Origin of the sequence: Micromonospora sp. RL09-050-HVF-A (genome assembly GCF_019374995.1) — a bacterium.
Classification (GTDB): Bacteria; Actinomycetota; Actinomycetes; order Mycobacteriales; family Micromonosporaceae; genus Micromonospora; species Micromonospora antibiotica.
On sequence record NZ_JAGKQP010000002.1, the window covers coordinates 4947147 to 4972166 of the forward strand.

General features: G+C 73.2%; 21 protein-coding genes and 2 pseudogenes. 15 read left to right on the top strand and 8 right to left on the bottom strand.

What is annotated here, in order from left to right:
• The first annotated feature begins 117 nt into the window (after nucleotides 1-117).
• On the top strand, nucleotides 118-864 hold the full coding sequence (locus J7462_RS21885; protein WP_219465923.1) for an oxidoreductase: 747 nt from the start codon (nucleotides 118-120) through the stop codon (nucleotides 862-864).
• A 90-nt stretch (nucleotides 865-954) separates the two neighbouring features.
• Here J7462_RS21885 and J7462_RS21890 read toward each other — a convergent pair whose 3' ends face one another.
• From J7462_RS21890 to J7462_RS32460, 5 genes are all read right to left on the bottom strand, one after another.
• Entirely contained in the window at nucleotides 955-1587 is a 633-nt protein-coding gene (locus J7462_RS21890; RefSeq protein ID WP_219465926.1) for a TetR/AcrR family transcriptional regulator, read from the bottom strand.
• On the bottom strand, nucleotides 1482-2846 hold the full coding sequence (locus J7462_RS21895) for a methyltransferase (RefSeq protein WP_219465929.1): 1365 nt from the start codon (nucleotides 2844-2846) through the stop codon (nucleotides 1482-1484). The genes J7462_RS21890 and J7462_RS21895 overlap by 106 nt, the downstream gene beginning before the upstream one ends.
• Entirely contained in the window at nucleotides 2843-3736 is an 894-nt protein-coding gene (locus tag J7462_RS21900) for a hypothetical protein (protein WP_219465931.1), read from the bottom strand. Before J7462_RS21900 ends, J7462_RS21895 begins: the two co-directional genes overlap by 4 nt.
• A gap of 312 nt (nucleotides 3737-4048) precedes the next feature.
• The gene (locus J7462_RS21905) at nucleotides 4049-4852 is read right to left on the bottom strand and encodes an HAD family phosphatase (protein ID WP_208565547.1); all 804 of its coding nucleotides are present in this window, start codon (nucleotides 4850-4852) and stop codon (nucleotides 4049-4051) included.
• A gap of 391 nt (nucleotides 4853-5243) precedes the next feature.
• Complete coding sequence (locus J7462_RS32460; protein ID WP_255597836.1) at nucleotides 5244-6080, bottom strand: hypothetical protein; 837 nt, start codon at nucleotides 6078-6080, stop codon at nucleotides 5244-5246.
• 434 nt (nucleotides 6081-6514) lie between these two features.
• On the opposite strand from J7462_RS32460, the gene ssd reads away from it, so the two are divergent.
• The 7 genes and pseudogenes from ssd (at nucleotide 6515) to J7462_RS21945 (ending at nucleotide 11563) form a co-directional block, all read left to right on the top strand.
• The gene (ssd, locus tag J7462_RS21915; protein ID WP_219465933.1) at nucleotides 6515-7618 is read left to right on the top strand and encodes a septum site-determining protein Ssd; all 1104 of its coding nucleotides are present in this window, start codon (nucleotides 6515-6517) and stop codon (nucleotides 7616-7618) included.
• On the top strand, nucleotides 7615-8820 hold the full coding sequence (locus J7462_RS21920; protein ID WP_219465942.1) for a TadA family conjugal transfer-associated ATPase: 1206 nt from the start codon (nucleotides 7615-7617) through the stop codon (nucleotides 8818-8820). Before ssd ends, J7462_RS21920 begins: the two co-directional genes overlap by 4 nt.
• Nucleotides 8821-9377: 557 nt before the next feature.
• A pseudogene (locus tag J7462_RS33715) lies at nucleotides 9378-9827 on the top strand (hypothetical protein); the annotation flags it as partial.
• A 53-nt stretch (nucleotides 9828-9880) separates the two neighbouring features.
• Nucleotides 9881-10552 (top strand): type II secretion system F family protein, encoded by a 672-nt coding sequence (locus J7462_RS21930; protein ID WP_374197586.1) that lies wholly within the window; start codon nucleotides 9881-9883, stop codon nucleotides 10550-10552.
• Nucleotides 10553-10578: 26 nt separating this feature from the next.
• A complete protein-coding gene (locus tag J7462_RS21935; RefSeq protein WP_091244508.1) occupies nucleotides 10579-10758 on the top strand; it encodes a DUF4244 domain-containing protein in 180 nt (59 codons plus the stop codon).
• On the top strand, nucleotides 10755-11138 hold the full coding sequence (locus J7462_RS21940; protein WP_219465947.1) for a TadE family type IV pilus minor pilin: 384 nt from the start codon (nucleotides 10755-10757) through the stop codon (nucleotides 11136-11138). The genes J7462_RS21935 and J7462_RS21940 overlap by 4 nt, the downstream gene beginning before the upstream one ends.
• Nucleotides 11135-11563, top strand: a complete 429-nt coding sequence (locus J7462_RS21945) for an Rv3654c family TadE-like protein (protein WP_308290982.1) — start codon at nucleotides 11135-11137, stop codon at nucleotides 11561-11563. Before J7462_RS21940 ends, J7462_RS21945 begins: the two co-directional genes overlap by 4 nt.
• 173 nt (nucleotides 11564-11736) lie before the next feature.
• On the opposite strand, the gene J7462_RS21950 is transcribed toward J7462_RS21945, so the two are convergent.
• From J7462_RS21950 to J7462_RS21960, 3 genes are all read right to left on the bottom strand, one after another.
• Nucleotides 11737-12315: a hypothetical protein gene (locus J7462_RS21950; RefSeq protein ID WP_219465950.1), complete on the bottom strand. Its 579-nt coding sequence runs from the start codon at nucleotides 12313-12315 to the stop codon at nucleotides 11737-11739.
• 168 nt (nucleotides 12316-12483) lie between these two features.
• On the bottom strand, nucleotides 12484-12687 hold the full coding sequence (locus tag J7462_RS21955; protein WP_208565553.1) for a hypothetical protein: 204 nt from the start codon (nucleotides 12685-12687) through the stop codon (nucleotides 12484-12486).
• A 165-nt stretch (nucleotides 12688-12852) separates the two neighbouring features.
• The gene (locus tag J7462_RS21960) at nucleotides 12853-15396 is read right to left on the bottom strand and encodes a DEAD/DEAH box helicase (protein ID WP_374197541.1); all 2544 of its coding nucleotides are present in this window, start codon (nucleotides 15394-15396) and stop codon (nucleotides 12853-12855) included.
• Nucleotides 15397-15537: 141 nt separating this feature from the next.
• On the opposite strand from J7462_RS21960, the gene J7462_RS21965 reads away from it, so the two are divergent.
• From J7462_RS21965 to J7462_RS21995, 7 genes and pseudogenes are all read left to right on the top strand, one after another.
• Nucleotides 15538-15894, top strand: coding sequence for an STAS domain-containing protein (locus J7462_RS21965; RefSeq protein ID WP_219465953.1), 357 nt, complete (start codon nucleotides 15538-15540; stop codon nucleotides 15892-15894).
• Nucleotides 15891-16328, top strand: coding sequence for an ATP-binding protein (locus J7462_RS21970; protein WP_091244524.1), 438 nt, complete (start codon nucleotides 15891-15893; stop codon nucleotides 16326-16328). Before J7462_RS21965 ends, J7462_RS21970 begins: the two co-directional genes overlap by 4 nt.
• 315 nt (nucleotides 16329-16643) lie before the next feature.
• Nucleotides 16644-19031, top strand: coding sequence for a sodium-translocating pyrophosphatase (locus J7462_RS21975; protein ID WP_219465955.1), 2388 nt, complete (start codon nucleotides 16644-16646; stop codon nucleotides 19029-19031).
• A 107-nt stretch (nucleotides 19032-19138) separates the two neighbouring features.
• The gene (locus J7462_RS21980; RefSeq protein ID WP_208565556.1) at nucleotides 19139-19681 is read left to right on the top strand and encodes a hypothetical protein; all 543 of its coding nucleotides are present in this window, start codon (nucleotides 19139-19141) and stop codon (nucleotides 19679-19681) included.
• A 355-nt stretch (nucleotides 19682-20036) separates the two neighbouring features.
• A complete protein-coding gene (locus J7462_RS32465; RefSeq protein ID WP_255597837.1) occupies nucleotides 20037-20273 on the top strand; it encodes a hypothetical protein in 237 nt (78 codons plus the stop codon).
• Between the two features lie 480 nt (nucleotides 20274-20753).
• Nucleotides 20754-23596 (top strand): annotated as a pseudogene (topA, locus tag J7462_RS21990) (type I DNA topoisomerase).
• A gap of 50 nt (nucleotides 23597-23646) precedes the next feature.
• Nucleotides 23647-24939 (top strand): CapA family protein, encoded by a 1293-nt coding sequence (locus tag J7462_RS21995; RefSeq protein ID WP_308290984.1) that lies wholly within the window; start codon nucleotides 23647-23649, stop codon nucleotides 24937-24939.
• Nucleotides 24940-25020 lie beyond the last annotated feature (81 nt).

Below are 25020 nucleotides of genomic sequence, written 5' to 3' on the forward strand. Positions count from 1 at the left end.
CAGCGGCCGTCCCGGCGCGCTCGACGGCCCACCCGTCCCGACCTGATCAGGATCGGACTCGACGGCCCGGCGGCGGGTGGCGTCCGGCCGGAGTCACCCGGTCGCTAGCGTGGCGGAGTGACCACCGACCCGCTCGCGCCCCTGCTCGCGCTCGCCGACATCGCCCCCGCCGTCGAGCGGGCCCGCGAGCGGGTCGACCAGGCGATGCGGCACCGCGCGCTGCGCCGCCACGGTGGCCAGGTCGTGGCCGAGGTCGGCCTGCGCTGCGCGGTGGCCAGCGCCGCCCTGGAGGGGTACGACCACGAGCGCGAGGCGGTCCGCGCCGGCACCGTCACCGAACCGGTGCTCCAGGGGGCGCTACGGGTGGCCGGGGCGCTGCCCGGGTTGACCGAGCTGTGGCCGAAGGCCCCCCGGCAGGCGCTGGCCCGGCTGCACGTGCTCGCCGCCCGGGACGTGGTCGCCGAGGCAGAGCTGGGGCGTCCGGTCGCCGACCCGGTGGTGGCCGCCCGGCTCGACGGGCTGGCCGGGCTGGTCGCCGGCGGGACGACGGTCTCCCCGCTGGTCCTCGCCGCCGCGGTGCACGGCGAGCTGCTCAACCTGCGGCCCTTCGCCGGCCCGTCCGGGGTGGTCGCCCGCGCCGCCGCCCGGTTGGTGCTGATGTCCCGGGGGTTCGACCCGCGTGGCCTGGTCGCTGTCGACGTCGGCCACCGGGAGCGGGAGCCGGAGTACGTCGGGGCGGCCGGGGCCTTCGCCACCGGCACCCCGGACGGCCTGCGTTCCTGGCTGCGGCACTACCTGAGCGCGGTCGAGGTGGGCGCCGACCAGCTCACCGCCGTCGGCGACGAGATCATCGCCGCCGCCTGACCCGGTGGCCCTCTGCGCGCCCCACCCGACCGCCGCCGCCTGACCGGGTGGCCGTCCGCGCGCCCCACCCGAGCGGTGCCGGGTGCGCGGTCAGTCCCGGCGGGCGGCCCGGTTCACCCGGGAGCGCAGCGCCCGCCGGGCGACCGGTCCGAGGTCGTCGACGATCTCGATGAGCACGGCGAGCTGGTCAAGTGCCGACATCGCCTGCCGCACGCCCGCCCGGTCCACCCCGTCATAGAGTTCCAGCCCGACGAACGCGGCGCAGACGGCCCGGGACAGGCCGGGCACGTCGGCGATCTCGGCGAAGGGTGACCCGGCGAGCAGCCGGCGCAGCACCGACTCGATCTCGTCCACCCAGAGTTGGAGCGCGGCGGCGGTGGGCGCGGCGAGCCGCTCGTCGGTCTGCGCCCCGGCCAGCATCTGGGCCAGGAAGGAGACGTTGCCCAGCTCGCGTTCCTGCTCGTGCAGCTCCTGCCCGACGGTGAGCAGTTCCCGCAGCGAGCCCACCCCGGCCAGCCGGGCCGACCAGTGCGCGAGCCGGTCGGCCGTGCTGGCCCGGCAGGCCGCCGTCAGCAGGTCGTCGACCGTGCCGAAGTGGTAGAAGACCAGCGCCTGGTTCACCCCGGCGGCGGCGGCGATGGTGCGGGCGGACACGCCGGCGATGCCGTGCGTACGGATGGCGGTGATGGCGCCGTCCAGGAGGCGCTGCTTGGTGCCGGACATCGTCCTCCTCGTGGGCCCGCCGGATGCGGCGGTGTGATCATCGCATCGGTCACCAGCTGCGCCAGCCAACCGACCCCGGGCAACCGCAGGATCCAGCCGACCACCGCCCACCCGAGGTGCAGGTGCCCGAGGGCGCGGGCGACGGCGGCCACCCCCCGCTCCGACCGACCGCCGCCGTCGGTGTACTCCGCCCGCCACAGCACCTCCTTCGCGGCGCTGGCGGGACCTGTCCGCAGGCCCACCGGGTGGCGGCGGGTAAGGAAGCGCCAGGTCGCGGCACACGGGCCGCAGTCGTCGTCGAGCCACAGCACCGCCGCCGGTCCCGCTTGGTAGGGCCGCCAACGCGGCCACCAGTCCCGGACCTGCCGCCGGTACGCGTGCCAGGCCCCACCGTGCCGGTCGGCCAGGTCGTGTTCCTCGTGCGGTCCGGCCACCGCCATGCTGAAGGCGACCGCCACCACCGCCGCCAGCACCAGCGCGGAACTGCGGGTGAGCGCGGCGGTGAGCAGCACCAGGGCCACGGCGCAGGTCTGCATCGGATTGGCCAGATAGGCGTACGGCCCGGTGGTGACCAGTCGTACGGGCGGATCCCACGGGTACGGCGTGCCGCCACCGTGGGTGACGAACTCGCGGACCGCGGCGAGCGCCGGGGCGGCCAGCACCAGCGCCACCTGGGCGAGGAGCAGCAGGACGGGCCGGGGCAGTTCGGTCACCGTCGTCCAGGACCCGTCGCCGACCTCGAAGGCCAGGCTGGGGACGAACCACAGCAGCAGGGCGGTGAAGACCCCGACCTGGAGCAGCGTGCGCGCCGCCAGGTGTCGCCGGTCGGCACACCAGCGGCCGAGCAGTTGCGCCGGCAGGGCCACCACGAGCAGCCCGACCAGCTCCCCGACCAGCCAGTGCGGGCCGAGCCGGACCAGCGGGTGCAGCGCGGGCATGGCCACCGCGTCGATCCACAGCAGCAGGCCTAGCGCCACCGGCGCCGGGAGGCTCCGGCGCAGCAGCACGGGCAGCGGACCCCAGAGCACGGCCCAGCCGATCCACAGGTCGACCGGCATCCCCCGGTAGCTCCCCCGCACCGGGGCGAACGTGTACCAGCCGGTGCGCCGGGCCACCTCGTCGAGGGCGGCGATGCCGATGCCGGCGGCGAGGAAGGCCAGCAGCGCCGCCGCCCGACCGGCGCGGCTCCGGTCGACCCGGGCGGCGGCGAGCACGGCCAGCAGCGGCACCGCGAGGCTGAGGTAGCGGGCGGCGATCATCGCAGCGTCATCATGTCCAGCAGGTGTCCCGTGCCCGCACCGAGCAGGACCTGCTGGATCGGCCCGAAGTACCAGGAGGGGTCGAGCCCCCGGGTGTAGTCCACCCGGATGCGCACCTCGGTGTGCCGCCCGTCGACGGCCCGCCAACTCACCTCGGCGTGCCGCCAACTGAACCAGCGCGCGGTGATCGAGCTGTCCTCGACGAACCGGAACCCGACCCGCTGTACGCCCACCGTCTCCACCTCGGCGAGCAGGTGACCGCCGGGGCCGTGGGCGCTGCCGTGGTAGCCGAACATCCACCTGTCGCCCGGGTCGAGCCCGTCCCCGCTCACCTGGCCGGGCGTGGGCACCCCGAGCAGCCGCAGCGGCACCGACCGGACCGGTACGGGCCGGGGGCCGGCGGCGAGCCGGGCGGCCACCTGGTCGGTCGGCAGGGTCACCACCCGGACCACCTCGACGGACTGGTCGGGTGCGATCCGGGGTGCCGGTCCGCTGCCCTCCAATCCCGGCAGGAGCAGCAACGGCACCGCGATGACGGCGTACGTACGGGAGGCGTCGCGCAGCGCGCGGATCAGGGCGGTGGTCCCGTGGGACACCGCGTAGACCAGGGGGGCGGCGAGGATCACGCAGATCGCCCCCTCGTGCAGCGCGACCGCCGCCAGCAGCAGGGCGACCGTGGTGATCACGAAGACCCGGCCGTGTGCGGTGCGACCGGGCAGCAGGGCGAGTGCGGCGGCGAGGGCCGTCGGGAGCACCACGAACAGCAGGGCGCTGTCAGCCCGCCCGTCGAGCACGGTGGCGACGAACACCATCATGCCGAAGGCCAAGATCACGCCAGCGAGCACCCAGTTCGCCGCGGTCCGGCGGGGCGGTCGATCCTGCTCGTTCATTGCTACCTCCCGGTTTTGAGCACCTGCTCAAAACCGAGCATAGGCTCATTTGAGCGATCGCTCAATCGAGGGTCCGCAAGGGTCGCGCCGGGGGTGGGTGCGGTCGTCGCCTCGGGTTCGGCTGTTCACACCGGCGGCCTGCGTTGGGCGGTGCGGTCAGTGACGGCGGGACCGGCCAGTGTGCCTCGACGGCGAGGGGCGGCCGGGGTGGCGCGGGTCGGTCAGGTCAGCGGGCCGGCGCGGCACGACTCGCCAGGTGGCCCGGGCTGGCGAGGCCAGGGCTGGTCGGGGCGGGCGGGGTGGCCCGGGTCGTCAGGCGGCCTGTACGGCGCGGGTGCGGCGGTGCCGGCCGTACCAGGCGATGCCGATCGCCACCCCCACACCGACGCCGAGCGCCGCCGCGGCCACCGGGACCGCCGGGCGCTCCCGCAGCCGCCGGCCCAGCGGGATCGGATGCCGGAACTCCAGCACCGGCCAGGCGTTCTCCACCGCGAGCCGGCGCAACGCCCGGTCCGGATTGACCACGCTCGGATGACCCACGCACTCCAACAACGGCCGGTCACTGTACGAGTCGGAGTAGGCGTACGAGTCGGCCAGGTCGTAGCCCCGGGCGGCGGCCAACTCGGTGACCGCCTCGACCTTGCTCGGACCGGCCGCGTAGAACTCGACCTCACCGCTGTAGCGGCCGTCCTGCACGCTCATCCGGGTGGCGATCACGTCGGTCACCCCGAGCAACGCGCCGATTGGCCGGACCATCTCCTCGCCCGACGCGGAGACCAGCACGACGTCCCGCCCGGCGGCCTGGTGCTCCTCGATCAGCACGGCGGCCTCGGCGTACACGTAGGGGTTGATCAGCTCGTGGAGGGTCTCCGCGACGATCTGACGGACCTGCTCCACCCGCCAGCCCTTGCAGAGCGCGGCGAGATAATCCCTGGTCCTGGCCATGGTCTGCTCGTCGGTGCCGCCCAGCCGGAACATCAGCTGCGCGTACGCCGACTTCACGACGTCCCGTCGTGTGATCAGCCCGTCCCGGTAGAACGGCCGACCGAATGCCAAGGCGCTCGACTTGGCGATGACGGTCTTGTCCAGATCGAAAAAAGCGGCACTTCGGCCCACGGCGCGCAAGTCTAGTCCGACGATGCGGGGTCGGCGGGTGCCCCGGGGTCAATACCCCACCCGACCTGCGGGAGTACCCGGGCCGCGAATGCTCAACGTGACCGCAGTCACACGCTGCGGTAATAATTTCGCAGGGAGTGGGGTCAACAACACTCGACGTGAACAGTCTGCTCGGGCAGACTTGTCCGCACGACAACGATTCACATCCCCGAAAGCTGACAGACCCTCGGCGGTCGCACCCCCCCGTGACCGCCGGGCCGGTTCGGCTCAACCCCCCGGAGCCGAACCATTCGACGACCCCCGTCTCCCCCCGACGGGGGTCGTCCCTTTCCGGTGGGAGCGCTCCGCCCCGCGAAGTGGTGGACCTGCGCGCCGTCGACCGGCCGGTGGTCTACCGCGCCACCGCCCTCATCGTCGTACGGGCGGGCAGGAAGCAGGCCAGGGCGCGGCCGTGCCGGTCGGTGACCACCCACGGGTGCCCCAGGTACGTCTGCTGGCGGTAGGAGCGGCCGGCGTCGAGCACCTTGTACTGCCGTCGTTGGCCCTGGTAGTCGAGCCAGTAGACGACGACCTGCGAACTGCGGGCGTTGACGAACTCGACGTATGTCGAGGCTCCGTTCGAGCTGGACCGCAGCGTGTGTTCCCGGGATGCCGGCAGCGGCGTCAGTTCACCCGGTCCGGGCTGGTTGGTCGGCGGCTTCGTCGTGGGGCGGGACGGGGTCGTCGGGGCGGGCCGGGGTGGGGTCGTCGTCGCGGCCGGGCGGGACGACGTACCCGTGGCGGGTTGGTGTGGCTGATGGGGCGCCGGCGCGACCGGGGCGGCGGCGCGGGTGGCGAGTGAGGCCGGCGCGGGCGCGTGTTCGGCGACCGGCGTGGGGCTCTCGACGGCCGCGAGGTCCGGGCGGTCCGCGATCCACGAGGGCGTCATCGGGAGGGCGGCGGCGTCGCGCCGCGGGCCCGACCACAACGGTGACAGGGCGAGAACGAGGCTGGCGACCAGGCCGAATGCCACTCCGGCCAGCAGCAGGGTCCGTCCGATGCCGGCGGGTTCGACGGCGTGGGCGGGCGCCGGCAGTGGGCCGGTCGGTGTCCCGGTCGGGGAGGCGTCGATCAGATGCCGGCCGGCCGGGGGGACGAGATAAGGCGGCAGTGTCTGGTGGTGCCGGGGTGCCGGCAGCCAGCCACCGATGCGCAGGGTGGTGGTGGTTTCGTCGGATGAGTCGGCCATGGCCCCGGTTCCGAGAGCGGCGGATGCCACCTTCGCGGTGGCGTGCGGTCACGATTATTGACGTACGACGCCGTATGCCGTCAATCACTCGGGCGGGGTGAACAGGACATTTTTTCGCGTTCCTTCCCGCACGTCCCCGGGATTGCCGGCGTCGTTCGGCCGCTCCGGCCCACCAGATGGTGTGCTGGCGGTGGCTCCGGTGCTGGTCAGGGACCTCCGGTCGGGTTCTACGGGCGGTCGAACGGGCGGTCGGGGAGGGTCCTGCGGCCGGTCCGCCCACCAACCCGCCGGCCGGTGGTCATAGCAGATCACCTGCGGTGGCGGGGGCTGTCCACAGGCCGTCCCGTTGTCCACAGGCAAGCCGCCGCGGGCGGCACGCACCGGGGGAGCCGGCGCAGGGTCTGAGCCAGCACCCCCGACCGCTGGAGGCCGTGATGCCACCCCGTACCTCCCTTCCGCCCCACCGACGACTGCCGTTGCTGGTCACCTCCGACGGTGACCTCCTCGACGAGCTGCTGCGGCTCGCCGCAGCGGGCGGCACCGAGGTGGAGGTGGCCGCCGACGCGGCTGCCGCCCGTTCCCGCTGGCTCCCCGCGCCCCTGGTGCTCGTCGGCAGCGACCAGGCCCAGGCCTGCCTGCGGGGTCGGCTGCCCCGCCGGCCCCGCACGGTGCTGGTCGGGCGGTCGGGTGAACTCGACCCGGGCTGGGAGATCGCCGAGCTGATCGGTGCCGAGCACGTCGCCGTCCTGCCCGCCGCCGAGCCCTGGCTGGTCGACCGGTTCACCGAGTGCGGGCCGGGCGGCAACCCGGCCGGCCCGGCCCGGACGGTCGCGGTTCTCGGCGGCCGGGGAGGGGCCGGTGCCAGCGTCCTCGCCGGTGGCCTGGCGGTCACCGCCGCCCGCGCCCACCTGCGGACCCTGCTGGTCGACGCGGACCCGCTCGGCGGCGGGCTCGACCTGGTGCTCGGCTGGGAGGAACTGGACGGGCTGCGCTGGCCGTCCCTCACCGACGCCGACGGCCGGGTCGACGCGCCCGCCCTGGTCCGCGCCCTGCCGCACCGGGGTGACCTGGTCGTCCTCTCCTGGGACCGGGGTGAGCCGCTGGCCCTGCCCGCGCAGGCGATGGCCGCAACCGTGGACGCGGCCCGGCGGGGTCGGGACTTCGTCGTGGTCGACCTGCCGCGCCAGCTCGACGACGCCGCCGTGATCGCGTTGCAGGCCGCCGACCAGGCGTACGTGGTGGTGCCGGCGGAGCTGCGGGCCACCGCGGCGGCGGCCCGGGTGGTCGCCGCCGCAGCCCCGCACTGCGCCACCCTGGGAGTGATCGTCCGGGGCCCCGCCCCCGGCCGGTTGCGAGCGACCGAGGTAGCTCGGGCCCTGGGGCTCCCGCTGGCCGGGACGCTGCGCCCCGAACCGGCGCTGTGCCGGGGGCTGGAACGCGGTGAGGCACCGGCCGCCGCCGGTCGTGGCCCCCTCGCCGCACTCTGCCGCCGACTGGTCACCGAGCTGACCGGGCTGCCCGTGCCGGGTGCGGCATGACCGACCGGTCCGACGGGTTCGCCGCCCGGGTCCGACAACGGATGGCCGAAGCGGCGACCCCGGTCACCCCGGCGGCGATCGTCTCCGCCGTCCGTGCCGAACCCTCCGCCGCCGTCCTCGGCGACACCGCCGTGCTGCGGATCGCCAACCGGGTGCACGACGATCTGGTGGGTGCCGGGCCGCTCGCCCCACTGCTCGAAGACCCGCAGGTCACCGACGTACTCGTCAACGGTGTCCGGGTCTGGGTCGACCGGGGCGCCGGGCTGCACCAGGTGGCGGTGCCGCTCGGCACGGTCGACGACGTACGCCGGCTGGCGCAACGGCTCACCGCTGCCGCCGGGCGTCGACTCGACGACGGCTCGCCCTACGCTGACGCGCGGCTGCCCGACGGCACCCGGCTGCACGCCGTACTGCCTCCGGTGGCGACCGACGGGCCGTACCTGTCCCTGCGGACCTTCCGGCACCGCCCGTTCACCCTCGACGAGCTGGTCCAACAGGGCACCGTGCCGCACCCGGTGGCACCGGTGCTCGCCGCGGTGGTCGCCGCCCGGCTGGCCTACCTGGTCACCGGCGGCACCGGCTCGGGCAAGACCACCCTGCTCAACACGATGCTGGGCCTGGTGCCGACGACGGAACGCATCGTGCTGGTGGAGGACGCCGCCGAGCTGCACCCGGTGCACCCGCACGTGGTCGGTCTCCAGGCCCGGACGGCCAACGTGGAGGGCGCGGGCGTGGTCGGGCTGAGCGCGCTGGTCCGGCAGGCGTTGCGGATGCGTCCCGACCGGCTGGTCGTGGGCGAGTGCCGGGGTGCGGAGGTGGTGGACCTGCTGGCCGCGCTCAACACCGGCCACGACGGCGGGGCGGGCACCCTGCACGCCAACACCCCGGCCGACGTGCCGGCCCGGTTGGAGGCCCTCGGGCTGCTCGGCGGGCTGCCCCGGGCGGCGCTGCACGCCCAGGTCGCCGCTGCGCTCCAGGTGCTGGTGCAGGTCCGTCGAGGCGCCGACGGCCGACTGCTGGAGTCGATCTGCCTACTGTTGGCGGACGGGTCGGACCGGCTGGTGACGGTGGTGCCGGCCTGGGTACGGGGCCACGGCGTCGGGCCTGCCGGGCCCGCGCTGGTCACCCTGCTGCGGGATCGGGGAGTCCCGGTGCCGCCCCTGCTGCGGGCACCCCGGTCCGGTACGGCGGGGCTGGCGTGACATCCCCGTGGTGGCTGGTCACGACCCTGCTGGCCGGTGCGGCCCTGGTGGTCGCCTGGCCGGTAAGCCCCAACCGGCGTCGCCGCCGCCGCGTGCTCGCCACACCGCCGGGCACCCCGGCCCCTCCGGACACCCGCGGCGCACCTCCGCCGGTCTATCGGTGGGTAACCGGTCGAGGCCCGCTGCGGTGGCGGGTGTCCGACCGTCCGCGACGGACCCTGCTGCTGGTCGGGCTCGTGGGAGCGGGTGCGGGTGGTGTCGCCGCCGGGCCGGTCGCCGCCGCCCTCCTGGCCGGCTACGGGATGCTCGGGGCCCGCGCCGTACGTCGCAGGCGGGCGGCAGGGCAGGCCAGCCGGGAGCGTCGCCGCCAACTGGACCGGCTGGGGGCGCTCGCTGCGGACCTGCGTGCTGGTCTGCCCGTTCCGATGCTCGACCGCACCGACGCCCGATCGGGCGGGGACCGTCCGAGCGGCCCCGGCCGACCGGTGGCCGGGCTGGCTCCGCCGACCGCCCCCCGCCTGCTCGGCACCGACCCCGGACCCGCTGCCGACCGTGGCGTCGGTACGGGCACACCGGTGGGCCTGCTGTCAGTGTCCCGGTCGGGCGACGGACTCCCGGGCCGGGGAAGTCGCTGGGGCACGACGACGGATGATCCGGCCGGGACGGACCGGCTCGAACGGTTGGCTCGGGCGGCGGTCCGACTCGCCGACCGGACGGGGGCACCCCTGGCCGACCTCCTCGAACGGGTCGAGACCGACGCGCGGGCGTTCGACCGGGGAATGGCCGCCGCGGCCGCCCAGGCGGCGGGTGCCAACGCCACCGCGCTGCTGCTGGCCGCGCTTCCACTCGGTGGTGTCGCCCTCGGTTACGGCATCGGCGTCGACCCACTGGCGGTGCTGCTGCACACCCCGGTGGGTGCCGGGTGCGCGCTGACCGCGATGGGTCTCCAGGTCGGCGGGTTGCTCTGGGCCGAGCGGCTGGGTGCCACGCCGGGTGGCGGCGGCTGATGTCACCGGCGAACGTGTCAGCCGGTTGCCTGGTCGCGGCCGCGCTGCTGGTCATGGTGCGTGGCAACCGGGCCGGCCGGAGGTGGGACGTACTGACCGGCCGGCGGACCGGTAGACGCCGGCCAGGCTGGTGGCCCGACCGGGTACGGCTCGGAGCCGCCCTGGCGGGGCTGGCGGTCCTGCTGCTGGCCGGCGGTTGGGTCGGAGCCCTGGGCGGGGCACTGACCGCGCTGACGGCGGACCGGATGCTCCGCCGGATCGAACCACCTGCCGTTCGGAAGAGCCGGTCACGGGAGACCGCCGACCTGCCACTCGCCGCCGATCTGCTGGCAGCAGCCATGCGAGCGGGTGCACCGGTGGACCGCTCGGTGCTCGCGGTGGCCGATGCTCTGGACGGTCCACTGGCGGTCCGGCTCGGGCGGATCGGGCGGACGTTGCTGCTCGGCGGCGAGCCAGCGGAGGCGTGGGCACACCTCACGACGGTGCCCGGGGCCGACCGGGTGGTCGGTGCCGCGCTGCGCTCTTCCCGCAGCGGTGCGGCGCTGGCCGGTGCCCTCACCCACGTCGCCGACGACCTTCGGGCCGACCGGTCCACGGCGGCGGAGGCGTCCGCCCGACGGGCCGGCGTGCTGATCGTGCTGCCGCTGGGCCTGTGCTTCCTGCCGGCCTTCATTCTCGCCGGCCTGGTGCCGGTGATCGTCGCCGTCCTCGGCGACGTGCTGTGACCCCCATCGAGAAAGGGAAACGACAGATGCGCAAACTTCTCCGCCGGCTCCACACCCGGCTGCGCGGCGACGCGGGGATGAACACCGCCGAGTACGCCGTGGGCACCCTCGCCGCCGTCGCTTTCGCCGGCATCCTGCTCAAGGTGCTCACCTCGGGCAACGTGCAGTCGGCCCTGACGGCCGTGATCGATCGGGCGTTGAAGTGAGACCGCGCCGGCCGGCCGGTCGGGACCGGGGTTCGTTCACCGCCGAACTGGCGGCCGGCCTGCCGGCGCTGCTCGTGCTCCTGTTCGCCGGGCTCACCGCCGTTGACGCGGTCACCACGAAGGCGACCTGCCTGGACGCGGCCCGGGAGGCGGCGCTCGCCGCCGCCCGGGGCGGGGACGGCACCGACACGGGCACCCGGATCGCACCCGAGGCTGCGGTCGTCTCGATCTCGGTGCAGGCGGACCGGGTCACCGTGACGGTGCGGGCCCCCGTCCGGGCGCTCGGGGCCCGGCTGCCCCGGCTGACCGTCGAGGCCAGCACGGTCGCCGCCATCGAACCGGGCCTGCCGGCTCCGGGCCTGCCGGGTACCGGCTCGTGATCCGCGCCTGCCGGTCCGTCCGCGTCCCGGGCACCGCCGAGGCCACCGCCAGGGAGCATGCGCCGGTCCGCGCCGACCGCGCGTCGGAGCGGGGCGGGGCGACCGTGCTGTTGCTCGCCGTCGGCATGGTCTTCGTGCTGGTCGGGGGGTTCGGGGCGGCGATCGGTGCAGCCCGGCTGGCACGGCACCAGGCCCGGGTCGGTGCCGACTTCGGGGCGCTGGCCGGGGCCGGTCAGGTGTGGCAGGGGGCCGGGCCGGCTTGTGCGACCGCCGACGAGTTCGTCCGCGCCAACGCCGCCCGGCTGGTCGCCTGTCAGGTGGACGGGCTCGACGTGGTGGTGACGGTCGAGGTGGCGGTTAACCCGCTGCCGGGACTGCGGCGGTTCGCCACCGTCACGGCCCGCGCCGGACCGGTGCGCGGCTGACCGCCGCACGCCGGTGCGGCAACCCGTCTCCGGCTGCCGTGCCCGAGCACGGCGCGGCAGCCGGAAGGCGGGTTCCGGAGATCCCGGCGAGACGTCGACGCCGTGGAGGCGAGCCGGGCGACGGCAGTCCCGGGCCGTATGGCCGGCGAGCCGAGACCGGGCCGGCCGGTGGCTCAGCGGCCCTGGAGCGCGTCCAGGCCGATCGCCATGGCGATCACCAGCCGCCGGTCGATCTGCGGGTGCGGCACCTCGACGACGTAACGGTCCCGCAGCCCCCACTTCTTGATCACGGAGAAGACCGACTGGCCACCCGCGATGAAATCGAAGTGGTAGGGCAGCCACGACAGCGAGTCGACGAACCGGCGCAGCAGCGCCACCGGCATGCTGCGCTCCTGACCGGTGATCTGCGGCAGGCCGGCCTGCTCGACATGCCAGGTCGAGCGGAGCAGGGACTGGGCGAAGTCCTTGCGGAACAGCCCGATCGGCGTGCCGGCGTGGTCGGTCACGTCGTACGTGGCACCGAGGTCGAGCCGCTGCCGGGCCTTGAAACCGAGCAGCGGGTGCTGCTTGGAGTCGTCGGTGTAGATGGTGACCTGCTCCTTGAAGGCGAGCCGCTTCTGCTGCGCGAACGCCAACAACTCGCCCTCGGTGCCGTCCGCCGCCACGGCCCGGACCTCGTACTGGTTGACCATCATCCGGATCCGCTGCCGGACGTGGAACTGGTGCTGCGCCTGCAAACTGTCTAGCTGCATGAAAACTCCTCCGAAGGGTGCGCCGGAGTCTCGCACAACCCCACGGTCAGCGCCCGCCACCAGGCACCAGGCAGCAGCCAGCGATCACCACCGTCAGTGCCAGCCAGCAGTCAGCGGTCGCCGCCGTCAGTAGTGAGCCTCGCCGCCGTCAGCAGTGAGCGGCCGTCGTCAACGCCCCTCGGCGGTCGCCTTGAGCGCCCAGGTGTTGAGCACCTGGTGGATGCCCCGCAGCCGCTCGTTGATCTGGTCCAGGCGTTCCGCCTGCGCCAGGCTGGCCAGTGCGGCACCCAGCGCGATCAACTGGTCCGGGGTGAGATTGTCCTGGTCGATGGTGTAGAGCAGGTCGACGGTCTCGGCGATGGTGTCGGCCACGGCTTCTCCTCCAAAGGGGGAAGAACGGCAGGGTCGGCGGTGAGGGTGGCACTCCCCATTATCGATGGAAGCGCTCCCATGCATCAATGCCCACTTGTCCTCCGGCTCAAGCACGATCACGGGCCGGAATCGCACCGCACCGCAGCAACCGCCGACCGCGCCGCGCTACCGCTCGGCGGAGGCCGGCTGGGCAGCAGCCGAAGCAGGAGCCGGCTGGGCAGGAGCCGGCTGGGCAGGAGCCGGCTGGGCAGGAGCCGGCTGGGCAGGAGCCGGCGGGGCGGGGGTCGGCGGGGCAGGGGTCGGCTGGGCAGCAGCCGGTGGGTCAGAAACCAGCGGGGCAGGGGTCGGCTGGGTGGGGACGGGCATCCCGGTGGGGAGGTTGGTCAGGACCACGTCGAGGACCCGGACCGCATCCGGCTTGGACAGCGGGTTGTTGCCGTTGCCACACTTGGGGGACTGGACGCAGGACGGGCAGCCCGACTCGCAGCCGCACTCGACGATGGCGTCCCGGGTGGCGCCCAGCCAGGCCGCTGCCGTCCGGTAGGCCCGCTCGGCGAAGCCGGCCCCGCCGGGGTGACCGTCGTAGACGAACACGGTGGGCGCCTCGGTGTCCGGGTGTAGGGCGGTGGACAGCCCGCCGATGTCCCACCGGTCGCAGGTGGCCATCAGCGGCAGCAACCCGATCGCGGCGTGTTCGGCGGCGTGCAGGGCCCCCGGCACGTCCGCCGGCTCGACCCCGGCCGCCGCCAGCGACTGTGGGGAGAGCGTGAACCAGACCGCGACGGTCCGTAGCTCCCGGGCGGGCAGGTCCAGCGGGCGGGTGTCGATGACCTCGCCGGAGGCGATCCGGCGACGCTGGTAGGAGACCACCTGGCTGGTCACGTCCACCTCACCGAGGAAGAGCCCGACCGGCCCGGCGTCCCGGTAGGAGCGGACCGACACCACCGAGAGCGAGGTGACGTCCCGGGCGTGGGTGGACCAGTCCGGCTCCTCGGCGTGCACCAGCGCGCACCCGTCGTCGAGGTCCAACGCGTCGACCACGTACGAGACGCCCTGGTGCAGGTAGACAGCCCCGGGGTGGACGAGGAAGTGCGCCGACCCGCCGTCGACGGTGCCGAGCAGCCGGCCGGTGGACGCCTCCACCACGCAGACCGGCGCCCCGCCCTGGCCACGCAGGTCGACCTCGGGGCGTTCCCGGTGCCGCCAGTACCAGCCGGTGGGCCGCTGCCGCAGGTCACCGGCCCGCACCAACTCGTCGACGGCCTCCTTCGCCCCCTCGCCGAACAGGTCCAGGTCGGTAGGGGTGAGCGGGGACTCGGCGGCGGCGCAGGCGAGCTGCGGGGTGAGCACGTACGGGTTGGCCGGGTCGAGCACCGTTGCCTCGACGGGCCGGCCGAACAGGGCCTCCGGGTGGTGCACCAGGTAGGTGTCGAGCGGGTCGTCCCGGGCCACCAGCACGGCGAGCGCCTCGTCGCCGGAGCGGCCGGCCCGGCCGGCCTGCTGCCACAGCGACGCCCGGGTGCCCGGCCAGCCGCAGATCAGCACCGCGTCCAGCCCGACCAGGTCGACGCCGAGCTCCAGCGCGTTGGTGGACGCCAGCCCGAGCAGCTCACCGTGGAGCAGGGCCCGTTCCAGCTCCCGGCGTTCCTCGCGCAGGTAGCCGGCCCGGTAGGCGGCGACCCGTTCGCCGAGGCCGGGCACCGCCTCGTCCAGGGCCCGTCGGGCGTTCGCGGCGACGACCTCCGCGCCGCGTCGGGACCGGACGAAGGCGAGCGTGCGTACCCCCTCGGCGACAGTGTCGGCGAGCAGGTCGGCGGTCTCCCGCAGCGCCGACCGGCGGACCTGGGTCAGGTCGTCGGCGACGGCCTCGACGTCGGTGTTCGGCGGCAGCAGCGGCGGTTCCCAGAGCGCGAAGGTGACCCCGCCGCGCGGCGAGGTGTCCTCGGTGACGGCGGTGACCGGCAGGCCGGTGAGCCGCCCGGCGGTCGCCGCCGGGTCGCCCGACGTGGCCGACGCGAGCAGGAACACGGGGGTACGGCCGAACTGGTCGCACCGGCGGCGTAGCCGACGCAGCACGTGCGCCACGTGGGAGCCGAAGACGCCCCGGTAGGTGTGGCACTCGTCGACGATCACGTACGTCAGCCGGCGCAGGAACCCAGACCAGTGCGCGTGCCCGGGGAGGATGCCGTGGTGCAGCATGTCCGGGTTGGTGAGCACGAACCGGGAGTGCCGGCGGATCCACTCCCGTTCGGTGCGCGGGGTGTCGCCGTCGTAGCAGGCGGGGCGTACCCCGTCGAGGTCGAGGCCGGCGACGGCGCGCAGCTGGTCGGCGGCGAGGGCCTTGGTGGGGGCCAGGTAGAGCACCGTGGCCCGGGGGTCGGCGAGCAGGGTGGCCAGCGCCGGGAGCTGGTACGCCAGGGACTTTCCGGACGCCGTGCCGGTGGCGACCACCACGTGCTGCCCGGCGTACGCCAGCTCGGCGGCCTCGGCCTGGTGCCGCCAGGGGGCGGTGACGCCGCGTCGGGCGAACGCCGACCGTAGTTCCTCGGGTGCCCACTGCGGCCAGGGCGCCTGTTGCCCGGCGCGGGCCGGCACCCGCTCGACGTGGGTGACCGGGTCGGCCCGGTGCCGGGTGCGCAGCCGGTGCAGCAGCTCGGCGGGCCCTCGCCCGGTGCCGGGGCCTGCGGTAGCGGTGGCTGCGGGGTTCACGTCCTGCACTCTCGCACTGGTGTTCGGTGCTGAACAACCGGCCCGGTGGGTATGGAGGAGCCGCCGCCGGTGACCTCGCCGGGCCGTCCGGCGGGGATGGTTAGATGCCCAGGAGAGTTTACGGCTCTCGGAGGAGGACTGATGGAGCTGTCGCTGGCGACCCGCACCGTGGGGGAGCACACGGTGCTCGAGGTCGGCGGTGAGGTGGACGTCTACACCGCACCACGACTGCGCGAACGGCTCCTGGAGTTGATCGACGGCGGCGCCCGGCAGGTCGTGGTCGACCTGGGCCGGGTGGACTTTCTCGACTCCACGGGCCTGGGGGTGCTGGTCGGCGCCCTCAAGCGGCTGCGTTCGGCCGGGGGGTCGTTCGCCCTGGTCTGCGACAAGGAGCCGCTGCTGAAGATCTTCCGGATCACCGCCCTGGACCAGGTCTTCCCCCTGCATCCGACGGTCGACGCGGCGATCGCCGCCGACCCCACCGGCTCCGGCACGTGATGGCGACGGTCCGGCTCTCCTTCTCGCCGGCCCCGGTGCACGTGCGTACCGCCCGCCTGGTCGGTGTCGCGGTGGCCCGTCGGGCCGGGGTTCGGGAGGATCTGCTCGACGAGGTGCGGTTGGCCATCGGTGAGGCGTGCACCCGGGCGGTCGCCCTGCACCACCAGTACGGGTTGGCCGATCCGGTGCTGGTGGAGATGTCCGACTCCGGAGCGTATTCGGTGCGGGTGGTGGACCGGGCGCCGATCGAGGCGGGGCTGGGCCTGGCCGCGTTGAACGCCGACGAGTTGGCCAACGAGGCGTTGACCGACGAGGCCCTGACCACCGGGGTGGGCTTCGCGTTGCTCGCTGGTTTCGTGGAGGATCTCCAGGTCCGTCCGGTGGCCGAGGGCGTCGGGACCGAGGTCCGGATGGTGTGGCCGGTCGGCCGCTGATCGACACTCTGCGTACATGAGGCGGTGACCCTTGGTGGGTCACCGCCTCCTACTGTTGATGGCCTCCTATATCAGATTTTTCCTCATAACACAGTTACGGAGATCATCCGGACACGGTGTCCCCCAGGTGTGACCTCCAACACTGACCAGGGCTACAGTCTGTGAGTTGTCAGCACGTGATCCTTCCCGCAGCCAGCGAACATAGATGTTGATCATCTGCCGTCGGGGCGGGTCGGAGCAGGTGCGCCACCGCATCCAGGCGTCGGCCATACGTCCACTGGCCGGCGCGACAGTGTTCGGTACAGGAGGACATAGATGTCCGGGACCTTGGCCGCCGATAGCGGCGCGCTGTCCCTCACCGGTGAGAACCTGACGTACGTCGTCATCGCCGCGGTCATCGCGCTGGTGGCACTCGTCTTCGCCGCCGCCTTGACCAAGGCCGTGCTGGCAGCCGGTAAGGGCACCACCAACATGCAGGAGATCTCCGGCGCGGTGCAGGAGGGCGCCTCCGCCTATCTGCTCCGGCAGTTCAGGACGTTGGCGATCTTCGTGGTCGTCGCCGTCGTGCTGCTCTTCCTGTTGCCGGTGCACGACACCGACGGCAGCGAACTCGCGGTGAAGATCGGCCGATCGGTGTTCTTCGTGGTCGGCGCCCTGTTCAGCGCGTTCATCGGCGGTGCCGGCATGTGGCTGGCCACCCGCGCCAACCTGCGGGTCGCCGCGGCGGCCCGGGAGGCGACCGGTGGCCGGGAAGCCGCCATGAAGATCGCCTTCCGCACCGGTGGCGTGGTCGGCTTCCTCACCGTCGGTCTCGGCCTGTTCGGCGCGGCGATGGTGGTCGTCTTCTTCAAGGGTGACGCGCCGACCGTGCTGGAGGGCTTCGGCTTCGGTGCCGCCCTGCTCGCCATGTTCATGCGGGTCGGCGGCGGCATCTTCACCAAGGCCGCCGACGTCGGTGCCGACCTGGTCGGCAAGGTGGAGCAGGGCATCCCGGAGGACGACCCGCGCAACGCCGCCACCATCGCCGACAACGTGGGTGACAACGTCGGCGACTGCGCCGGCATGGCCGCCGACCTCTTCGAGTCGTACGCGGTGACGCTGGTCGCGGCGCTGATCCTCGGCCGTGCCGCGTTCGGTGAGGACGGCCTGGTCCTGCCGCTGATCATCTCCACGATCGGGGTCCTGGTGGCGATCGTCGGGGTGTTCATCACCCGGCTGCGCGCCTCCGACCGCAACGGCCTCACCGCCATCAACCGGGCCTTCTACCTCTCGGCCCTGTTCTCCGCGGTGCTGGTCGCGATCGCCTCCTACTTCTACCTCCAGCCGACCTGGGCCGACCTGCTCGGCCCCGAGTGGCGGGCCAGCCTCGGCGTGGACGGCGGCGACCCGCCGCTCGGCCCGCGCGGGGTGACCATCGCCGCGGTCGTCATCGGCATCGGGCTGGCCGCCGCCATCCAGGCGCTGACCGGCTACTTCACCGAGACCACCCGCCGCCCGGTGCAGGACATCGGCAAGAGCTCGCAGACCGGTGCCGCCACCGTCATCCTCGCCGGCATCAGCGTCGGCCTGGAGTCGGCGGTCTACTCGGCGCTGCTGATCGCTGCCGGGGTCTTCGGCGCGTTCCTGCTCGGCGGCGGCTCCATCACCCTGTCGCTGTTCGCGGTGGCGCTGGCCGGCACCGGCCTGCTCACCACCGTCGGCGTGATCGTCGCGATGGACACCTTCGGCCCGATCTCCGACAACGCGCAGGGCGTGGCCGAGATGTCCGGCGACATCGACGAGAACGGCGCGCGGATCCTCACCGAGCTGGACGCGGTCGGCAACACCACCAAGGCGATCACCAAGGGCATCGCGATCGCCACCGCCGTGCTCGCGGCCACCGCGCTGTTCGGCTCGTACACCGACACGCTGCGTACCGCGTACTCCGACGCGGGCGTGGGTGACGTCGGTGCCGAGATCCTCGGCGCGCTCAACGTCGCCAACCCGCGCAACCTGGTCGGTCTGATCATCGGTGCGGCGGTGGTCTTCCTCTTCTCCGGGCTGGCCATCAACGCGGTCTCCCGCTCGGCCGGCGCGGTCGTGATGGAGGTCCGCCGGCAGTTCCGCGAGCTGCCCGGGATCATGGACGGCACCCAGCGCCCCGAGTACGGCAAGGTCGTCGACATCTGCACCCGGGACGCCCAGCGTGAACTGATGACCCCCGGCCTGCTGGCCATCCTCGCCCCCATCGCGGTCGGTTTCGGCCTCGGGCCGGGCGCACTGGCCTCCTACCTGGCCGGGGCGATCGGGGCGGGCACCCTGATGGCGGTCTTCCTGTCCAACTCCGGTGGGGCCTGGGACAACGCCAAGAAGCTCGTCGAGGACGGCGCGTACGGCGGCAAGGGTTCCGAGGCGCACGAGGCGACGGTCATCGGCGACACCGTCGGTGACCCGTTCAAGGACACCGCCGGCCCGGCGATCAACCCGCTGATCAAGGTGATGAACCTGGTCTCGTTGCTGATCGCGCCGGCCGTGGTGGCCTGGAGCGTCGGCGACGACCGGAACACCCCGCTGCGCCTGACGATCGCGGCGGTCGCCACCCTGATCGTGGTCGCGGCGGTGGTGTTCAGCAAGCGCAAGGGCGTCGCGATGGACTCCACCCCGGACGGTGGTGGCACCGGTGCGGGCAACGACCCCAAGCAGGTCGAACCGGCCAACGTCTGAGTGACGACGCAGCGGGTTCCCGGCCGTCCCGGGGACCCGCTGCGGGGGCCGACCAGCGCGAAACCTGATCGCTGGCGCAATCGCCCGGAGGCCGTACGCTGCATCGCATGCGTACGTGTCGGGCGAGTGCCGCCGGAAAGCTCACGGTGGTCCTCACCACGGCCGTCCTCGTCGTCGCCGGCTGCGGCGGCGGTCCCAGCCCACGGGCCTGGGCGGCCTCGGTCTGCGAGGCGCTCACCCCGTGGCGGGCCGAGATCAGCAAGCTCACCAGCAGCACCCACCAGCAGATGACCGCGCAGACCACCCCGGCACAGGCGAAGGAGAACCTGGTGCGGCTCTTCGCCGGTGCCGAGCAGGCCAGCGAGACGGCCCGCCGCCGGATCGCCGACGCGGGCATCCCGGAGACCGACCGCGGCGACGAGGTGTCGAAGGGGTTCCGGACGTCCCTGGAGAGGATCAGGGACGCCTACGGACGCGCCGGTGACACCATCGACGCGCTGGACACCGGGCGGGCCACCGTGTTCTACGACGGCGTCCAGGCGGCGGTGGACAAGCTCAACAAGGAGTACGACGCGAGCGCGCTGGACACCGGGCGGCTCAACTCGAAAGAGCTCAAACAGGCCTTCGACGAGGTCCCGGAGTGTCGCTGAGTCGTACCGACCCGCCCGGGGAGCCGGTGCGCCAGTTGTCGCTGTTCGGCTCCGAGGCGGCCGATCCGTCCGTCGCCGATCTGTCCGGGCTGTTGGCCGGCCCGGGGGAGGTGCACCGGATGGGGCGTACCGCCCGGTTGTCCGTCGAGGTGGACGCGGCCTGGCGGGTGCACGTGCTCGTCGCCGAGCTGGCCCGGCGGGGGCTCGCGGCGGGCTGGGAGGCGACCGGGGAGCAGCGCTGGGTCGTGCGTACCTCGTATCTGACCACCCTCGCCCCGCTGGCGACGGCCTGGCTGGCCGGCGGGGTCAAGCGTCCGCCGGGCCACTTCCACCTGCACGGCCGGCGGTTGCGGCTGTGGCTGGCCGCCGCGGGGCGGCCGACGAGGCCGGCCTGTTGCTGCGCCTGCATCCCCGGGACGAGCCGTGGTGGCCGGTGGTGCGGGCGGCGCTCGCCGTGGTGGGTCTGCCGGCGGCGCTGCTGGAGGCGGAGGCGGGTGGCCCGGCGTTCCGGATCGGCGGGCGGCGGCTGGCCCGGCTGGCCGAGCTGGTGGGCGACCGACCGCCCACCGCCCCCGTCGACCTCTGGCCGTGACCGCCCCGCCTGGCGACGCTCTGCCCGGCCCCACCCTGCCCTGCACCGCCTGGCCCCGTTGGCCCGGGCCCGGGTGGTGATCGACCCGACGGCGGCGATGTTGCGCTGTCGGGACGCCCCGGATGCGGCACCATCGGCCTACCGGAGGCGGTCGTGCAGACTGGCCAAGTGTCCGATCATGGACAGTATCGCGGACAGTATGCTGACCGTCTCACTCCGTGAGCAGCGGGATTCGCCCAGGTCGGGGGTCCGTCCCCGTCACCGTGGCCCACTTCCGGGCCTACCCACGGTGTACGGTGGCGCCGTCCGGCCGCTGCGGCCGGCGTGGCGTCGGTGGTGTCGCCGCGCGGACGTTGATTGCCGCCCCCGGGACCCGGAACCCGGGCGGCGCGTTACGTTGGACATCCGGACCAACCGTGGTCCGGCGGGCGCGACACGGCCCGAATCGGGCCTGGAGCAGGAGCGGAGTCGGGGAGAGACGTGCCGAGCAACGCTGGAACCACCCGTCTGGTCATCGTCGAGTCACCGGCGAAGGCCAAGACGATCTCGGGCTATCTCGGCCCGGGGTACGTCGTGGAGGCCAGCTTCGGCCACGTCCGGGACCTCCCCCGTAACGCCGCCGACGTGCCGGCCAAGTACAAGGGTGAGCCGTGGGCCCGCCTCGGGGTGGACGTCGACAACGGCTTCCATGCCCTCTACGTCGTCTCCGCCGACCGTAAGCAGCAGATCAACAAGCTGGTCAAGCTGGCCAAGGAGGTCGACGAGATCTTCCTGGCCACGGATGAGGACCGCGAGGGCGAGGCCATCGCCTGGCACCTGGTGGAGACCCTCAAGCCCAAGGTGCCGGTCAAGCGGATGGTCTTCCACGAGATCACCAAGCCGGCCATCCAGGCCGCGGTGGCCAACCCCCGGGAGATCGACCGGGACCTGGTCGACGCCCAGGAGGCCCGCCGCATCCTCGACCGGCTGTACGGCTACGAGGTCTCCCCGGTGCTGTGGAAGAAGGTCATGCCGAGGCTCTCGGCGGGCCGGGTGCAGTCCGTGGCGACCCGGATCGTGGTCGAGCGGGAACGCCAGCGGATGGCCTTCCGCACCGCGGAATACTGGGACATCCTCGCCACCCTGGCGGTGGCGAAGCCGGGCGAGGGCCCGCGTACCTTCAACGCCACCCTGGTCGCCCTCAACGGCGACCGGATCGCCACCGGCAAGGACTTCGAGCCGACCACCGGCCGGGTACGCCCCGGCGCGGGCGTGGTGCACCTCGACGAGAGCGGGGCGCGGGGCCTGGCGGCCCGGTTGGACGGGCGGCCGTTCACCGTCACCCGGGTCGAGGAGAAGCCCTACCGTCGTCGCCCCTACGCGCCGTTCATCACCTCCACCCTCCAGCAGGAGGCGGCCCGCAAGATGCGGTTCTCGTCGCAGCAGACGATGCGCACCGCGCAGCGGCTCTACGAGAACGGCTACATCACCTACATGCGTACCGACTCGGTGAACCTGTCGGAGACCGCCATCGCGGCGGCCCGCCGGCAGATCGTCGAGCTGTACGGCGAGCGCAGCGTGCCACCGGAGCCGCGCCGCTACACCGGCAAGGTGAAGAACGCCCAGGAGGCGCACGAGGCGATCCGCCCGGCGGGGGACAACTTCCGCACCCCGGGCGACGTGGCCAAGGAGCTGTCCGGCGAGGAGTTCAAGCTCTACGAGCTGATCTGGCGGCGCACCATCGCCTCGCAGATGACCGACGCGGTCGGCTCCAGCGTCTCGGTGCGCATCCGGGCGGTCTCCGCCGCGCAGGAGGAGGCGGACTTCGGGGCCACCGGCAAGACCATCACCGACCCGGGTTTCCTGCGGGCCTACGTCGAGTCCAGCGACGACGAGAACGCCGAGGCCGAGGACGCCGAGCGGCGGCTGCCCACCCTGGTCAAGGACCAGCCGTTGACCGCCGACGAGCTGGCCGCGCAGGGCCACCACACCCAGCCGCCGTCGCGCTACACCGAGGCGTCGCTGGTCAAGTCGCTGGAGGAGCTGGGCATCGGCCGCCCGTCGACGTACGCGTCGATCATGCAGACGATCCAGGACCGCGGCTACGTCACCAAGCGCGGCCAGGCGATGATCCCGACGTTCCTGGCGTTCGCGGTGATCGGGCTGATGGAACGGCACTACCCGCGCCTGATCGACTACGACTTCACCGCCAGCATGGAAAACGAGCTGGACGAGATCGCCGGGGGCGACCACGCCGCCGTCGACTTCCTCACCGCGTTCTACTTCGGCAGCAGCAACGGCACCGGTGACCAGGCCATCGCCCACGCGGGCGGGTTGAAGAAACTGGTCACCGAGGACCTCAGCGAGATCGACGCGCGCAGCGTCAACTCGATCCCGCTGCACACCGACGACGAGGGGCGTGAGGTCGTCGTGCGGGTGGGCCGGTTCGGGCCGTACCTGCAACGGGCCCTGCCCGGCGAGCAGCCGACGCCGAAGGCCGAGGGCGAGGAGGGCGGCGGCCAGGGCGACCGGGCGCCGATCCCGGAAGGGTTGGCCCCCGACGAGCTGACCCCGGAGAAGGTGCACGAGTTGTTCCTCGGCGGGGGCGGCGAGCGCAAGCTCGGCGACGACCCGGCCACCGGGGAACCGATCGTGCTCAAGTCCGGCCGGTTCGGCCCGTACGTCGCCAGCGGCGAGCGCAAGTCGTCGCTGCTGCGGACGCAGACCCCCGACTCGCTCACCCTCGACGAGGCGTTGAAGCTGCTCAGCCTGCCCCGGGTGATCGGGGTCGCCCCGGACGGCGGTGAGGTGGTCGCCAACAACGGCCGCTACGGTCCGTACGTCAAGCGTGGTGACGAGTTCCGCTCGCTGGACTCGGAAGACAAGATGTTCACCGTCACCCTCGACGAGGCGCTGGCCCTGCTGGCCGCCCCGAAGACCCGCCAGCGTCGGGCCGCCGCGCCCCGCTGCGCGAGATGGGCGTCGACCCGCTGACCGAGAAGCCACTGGTGATCAAGGACGGCCGGTTCGGGCCGTACGTCACCGACGGGGAGTTCAACGCGTCGCTGCGGCGCGGGCAGACCCCGGAGGAACTGACCGTCGAGCAGGCGTCGGAGATGCTGGCCGAGAAGCGGGCGAAGGGCCCGGCCCCGAAGAAGGCGGCGGCGAAGAAGGCCCCCGCCAAGAAGGCGCCGGCCAAGAAGACCACGGCGGCGAAGAAGACGACGGCGGCCAAGGCCACGACCACCAAGGCCACCGCGACGAAGCAGGCCACGACAGCCAAGAAGACGCCGGCCCGCAAGGCTGCTCCCCGCAAGGCCACGGTGGCTGCCGACGGCGAGTGAGCCGCTGAAAGGGGCCTCACGTCCGGTGCGTGATGGCCTACTCTGTCGCGGTGTCCAAATCGGAGAGTGCGGGTGGCGGCCGGCCGCTGAAGGTGGCGGGCATCGTCGCCCTCGTCGGGACGGTGCTGGCCGGAGCGGGGCTGATCGTCTGGCGTACCAGCGGGACACGGGGCGATTCGCCCGCTGACCCGCCGGGTATCGGTGCGGGTGCGCCGGTCGCCGAGGTCGGGCCGGTCAGCACCCCGCCCGACCCGGCCGTACGCCAGGACTCCTCCGGGCGTCGGCTGTTCACCATCCTGGGCGCCGGTGACGTGCTGGTGCACCCGGAACTGACCCATCAGGCGGGCCGGGACGCCAAGCGTGCGGGGCGTTCCGCCGCGCTCGACTTCAACCCGTTGTTCCGGCACGCCCGCCCGGCGGTCGAGGGTGCTGACCTGGCGATCTGTCACCTGGAGACCCCGCTGGCCAAGCCGGACGGGCCGTTCGTCGGCTTCCCGAAGTTCAGCGTCCCTCCGCAGGTGGTGGACGCGATCCGGGGCACCGGCTTCGATGCCTGCTCGACGGCGTCCAACCACAGCATCGACCAGGGCGAGGCGGGGGTCGTCCGTACCCTGGACGCGTTGGACGCGGCGAAGATCGGGCACACCGGCAGCGCGCGGACCAAGAAGGAGTCGCTCACCCCACGGATCTACACCAAGAACGGGGTACGGGTCGGGCACCTGGCCTACAGCCTGCACTTCAACGGGCTGCGACGGCCGGCGGGCAAGGAGTGGATCGCCAACCTCATCGAGCCGCCCAGGATCCTCGCGGCGGCGCGCAAGCTGCGCGCGGCGGGTGCGGAGATCGTGGTGCTGAGTCTGCACTGGGGCACCGAGTACGAGAACCTGCCGGACGCCAAGCAGGAGGAGTGGTCGAAGCTGTTGATCGCGTCCCCGGACATCGATCTGATCCTGGGTCACCATGCGCACGTGGTGCAGCCGATCGAGAAGATCGGCCAGAAGTGGGTGGTCTTCGGGATGGGCAACCAGGTCGCCCGGCACGCGGAACCGATCCCCGCCAACCGGGAGGGCGTGATGGGGCGGTTCACCTTCACCGAGACGGCCAAGGGGAAGTGGCGGGTGACCCGGGCCGAGGCCGTTCCCACCTGGATCGATCTGAATCCGGACATCCGGTTGGTGGATCTGCCGACCGCGCTGGCGGATCCGGCGACCCCGGCGCACCGCCGGGAGATCTACCGGGCTGCTGCCGCCCGCATCCGGGGCTACCTCTTGGCCCGTGGGGGAGAAGCGGATGGTCTTGAGGTTCTTGGCCCGCCCGGTGGTTCGGCCACGCCGAACGGGTAAATCACGCGGTTGAATATCCGATTCGCTCGATAGTTGGCGAATCGCGCCATCCGGCGGGCGGTGAGCGCTGTTAGCCTCGCA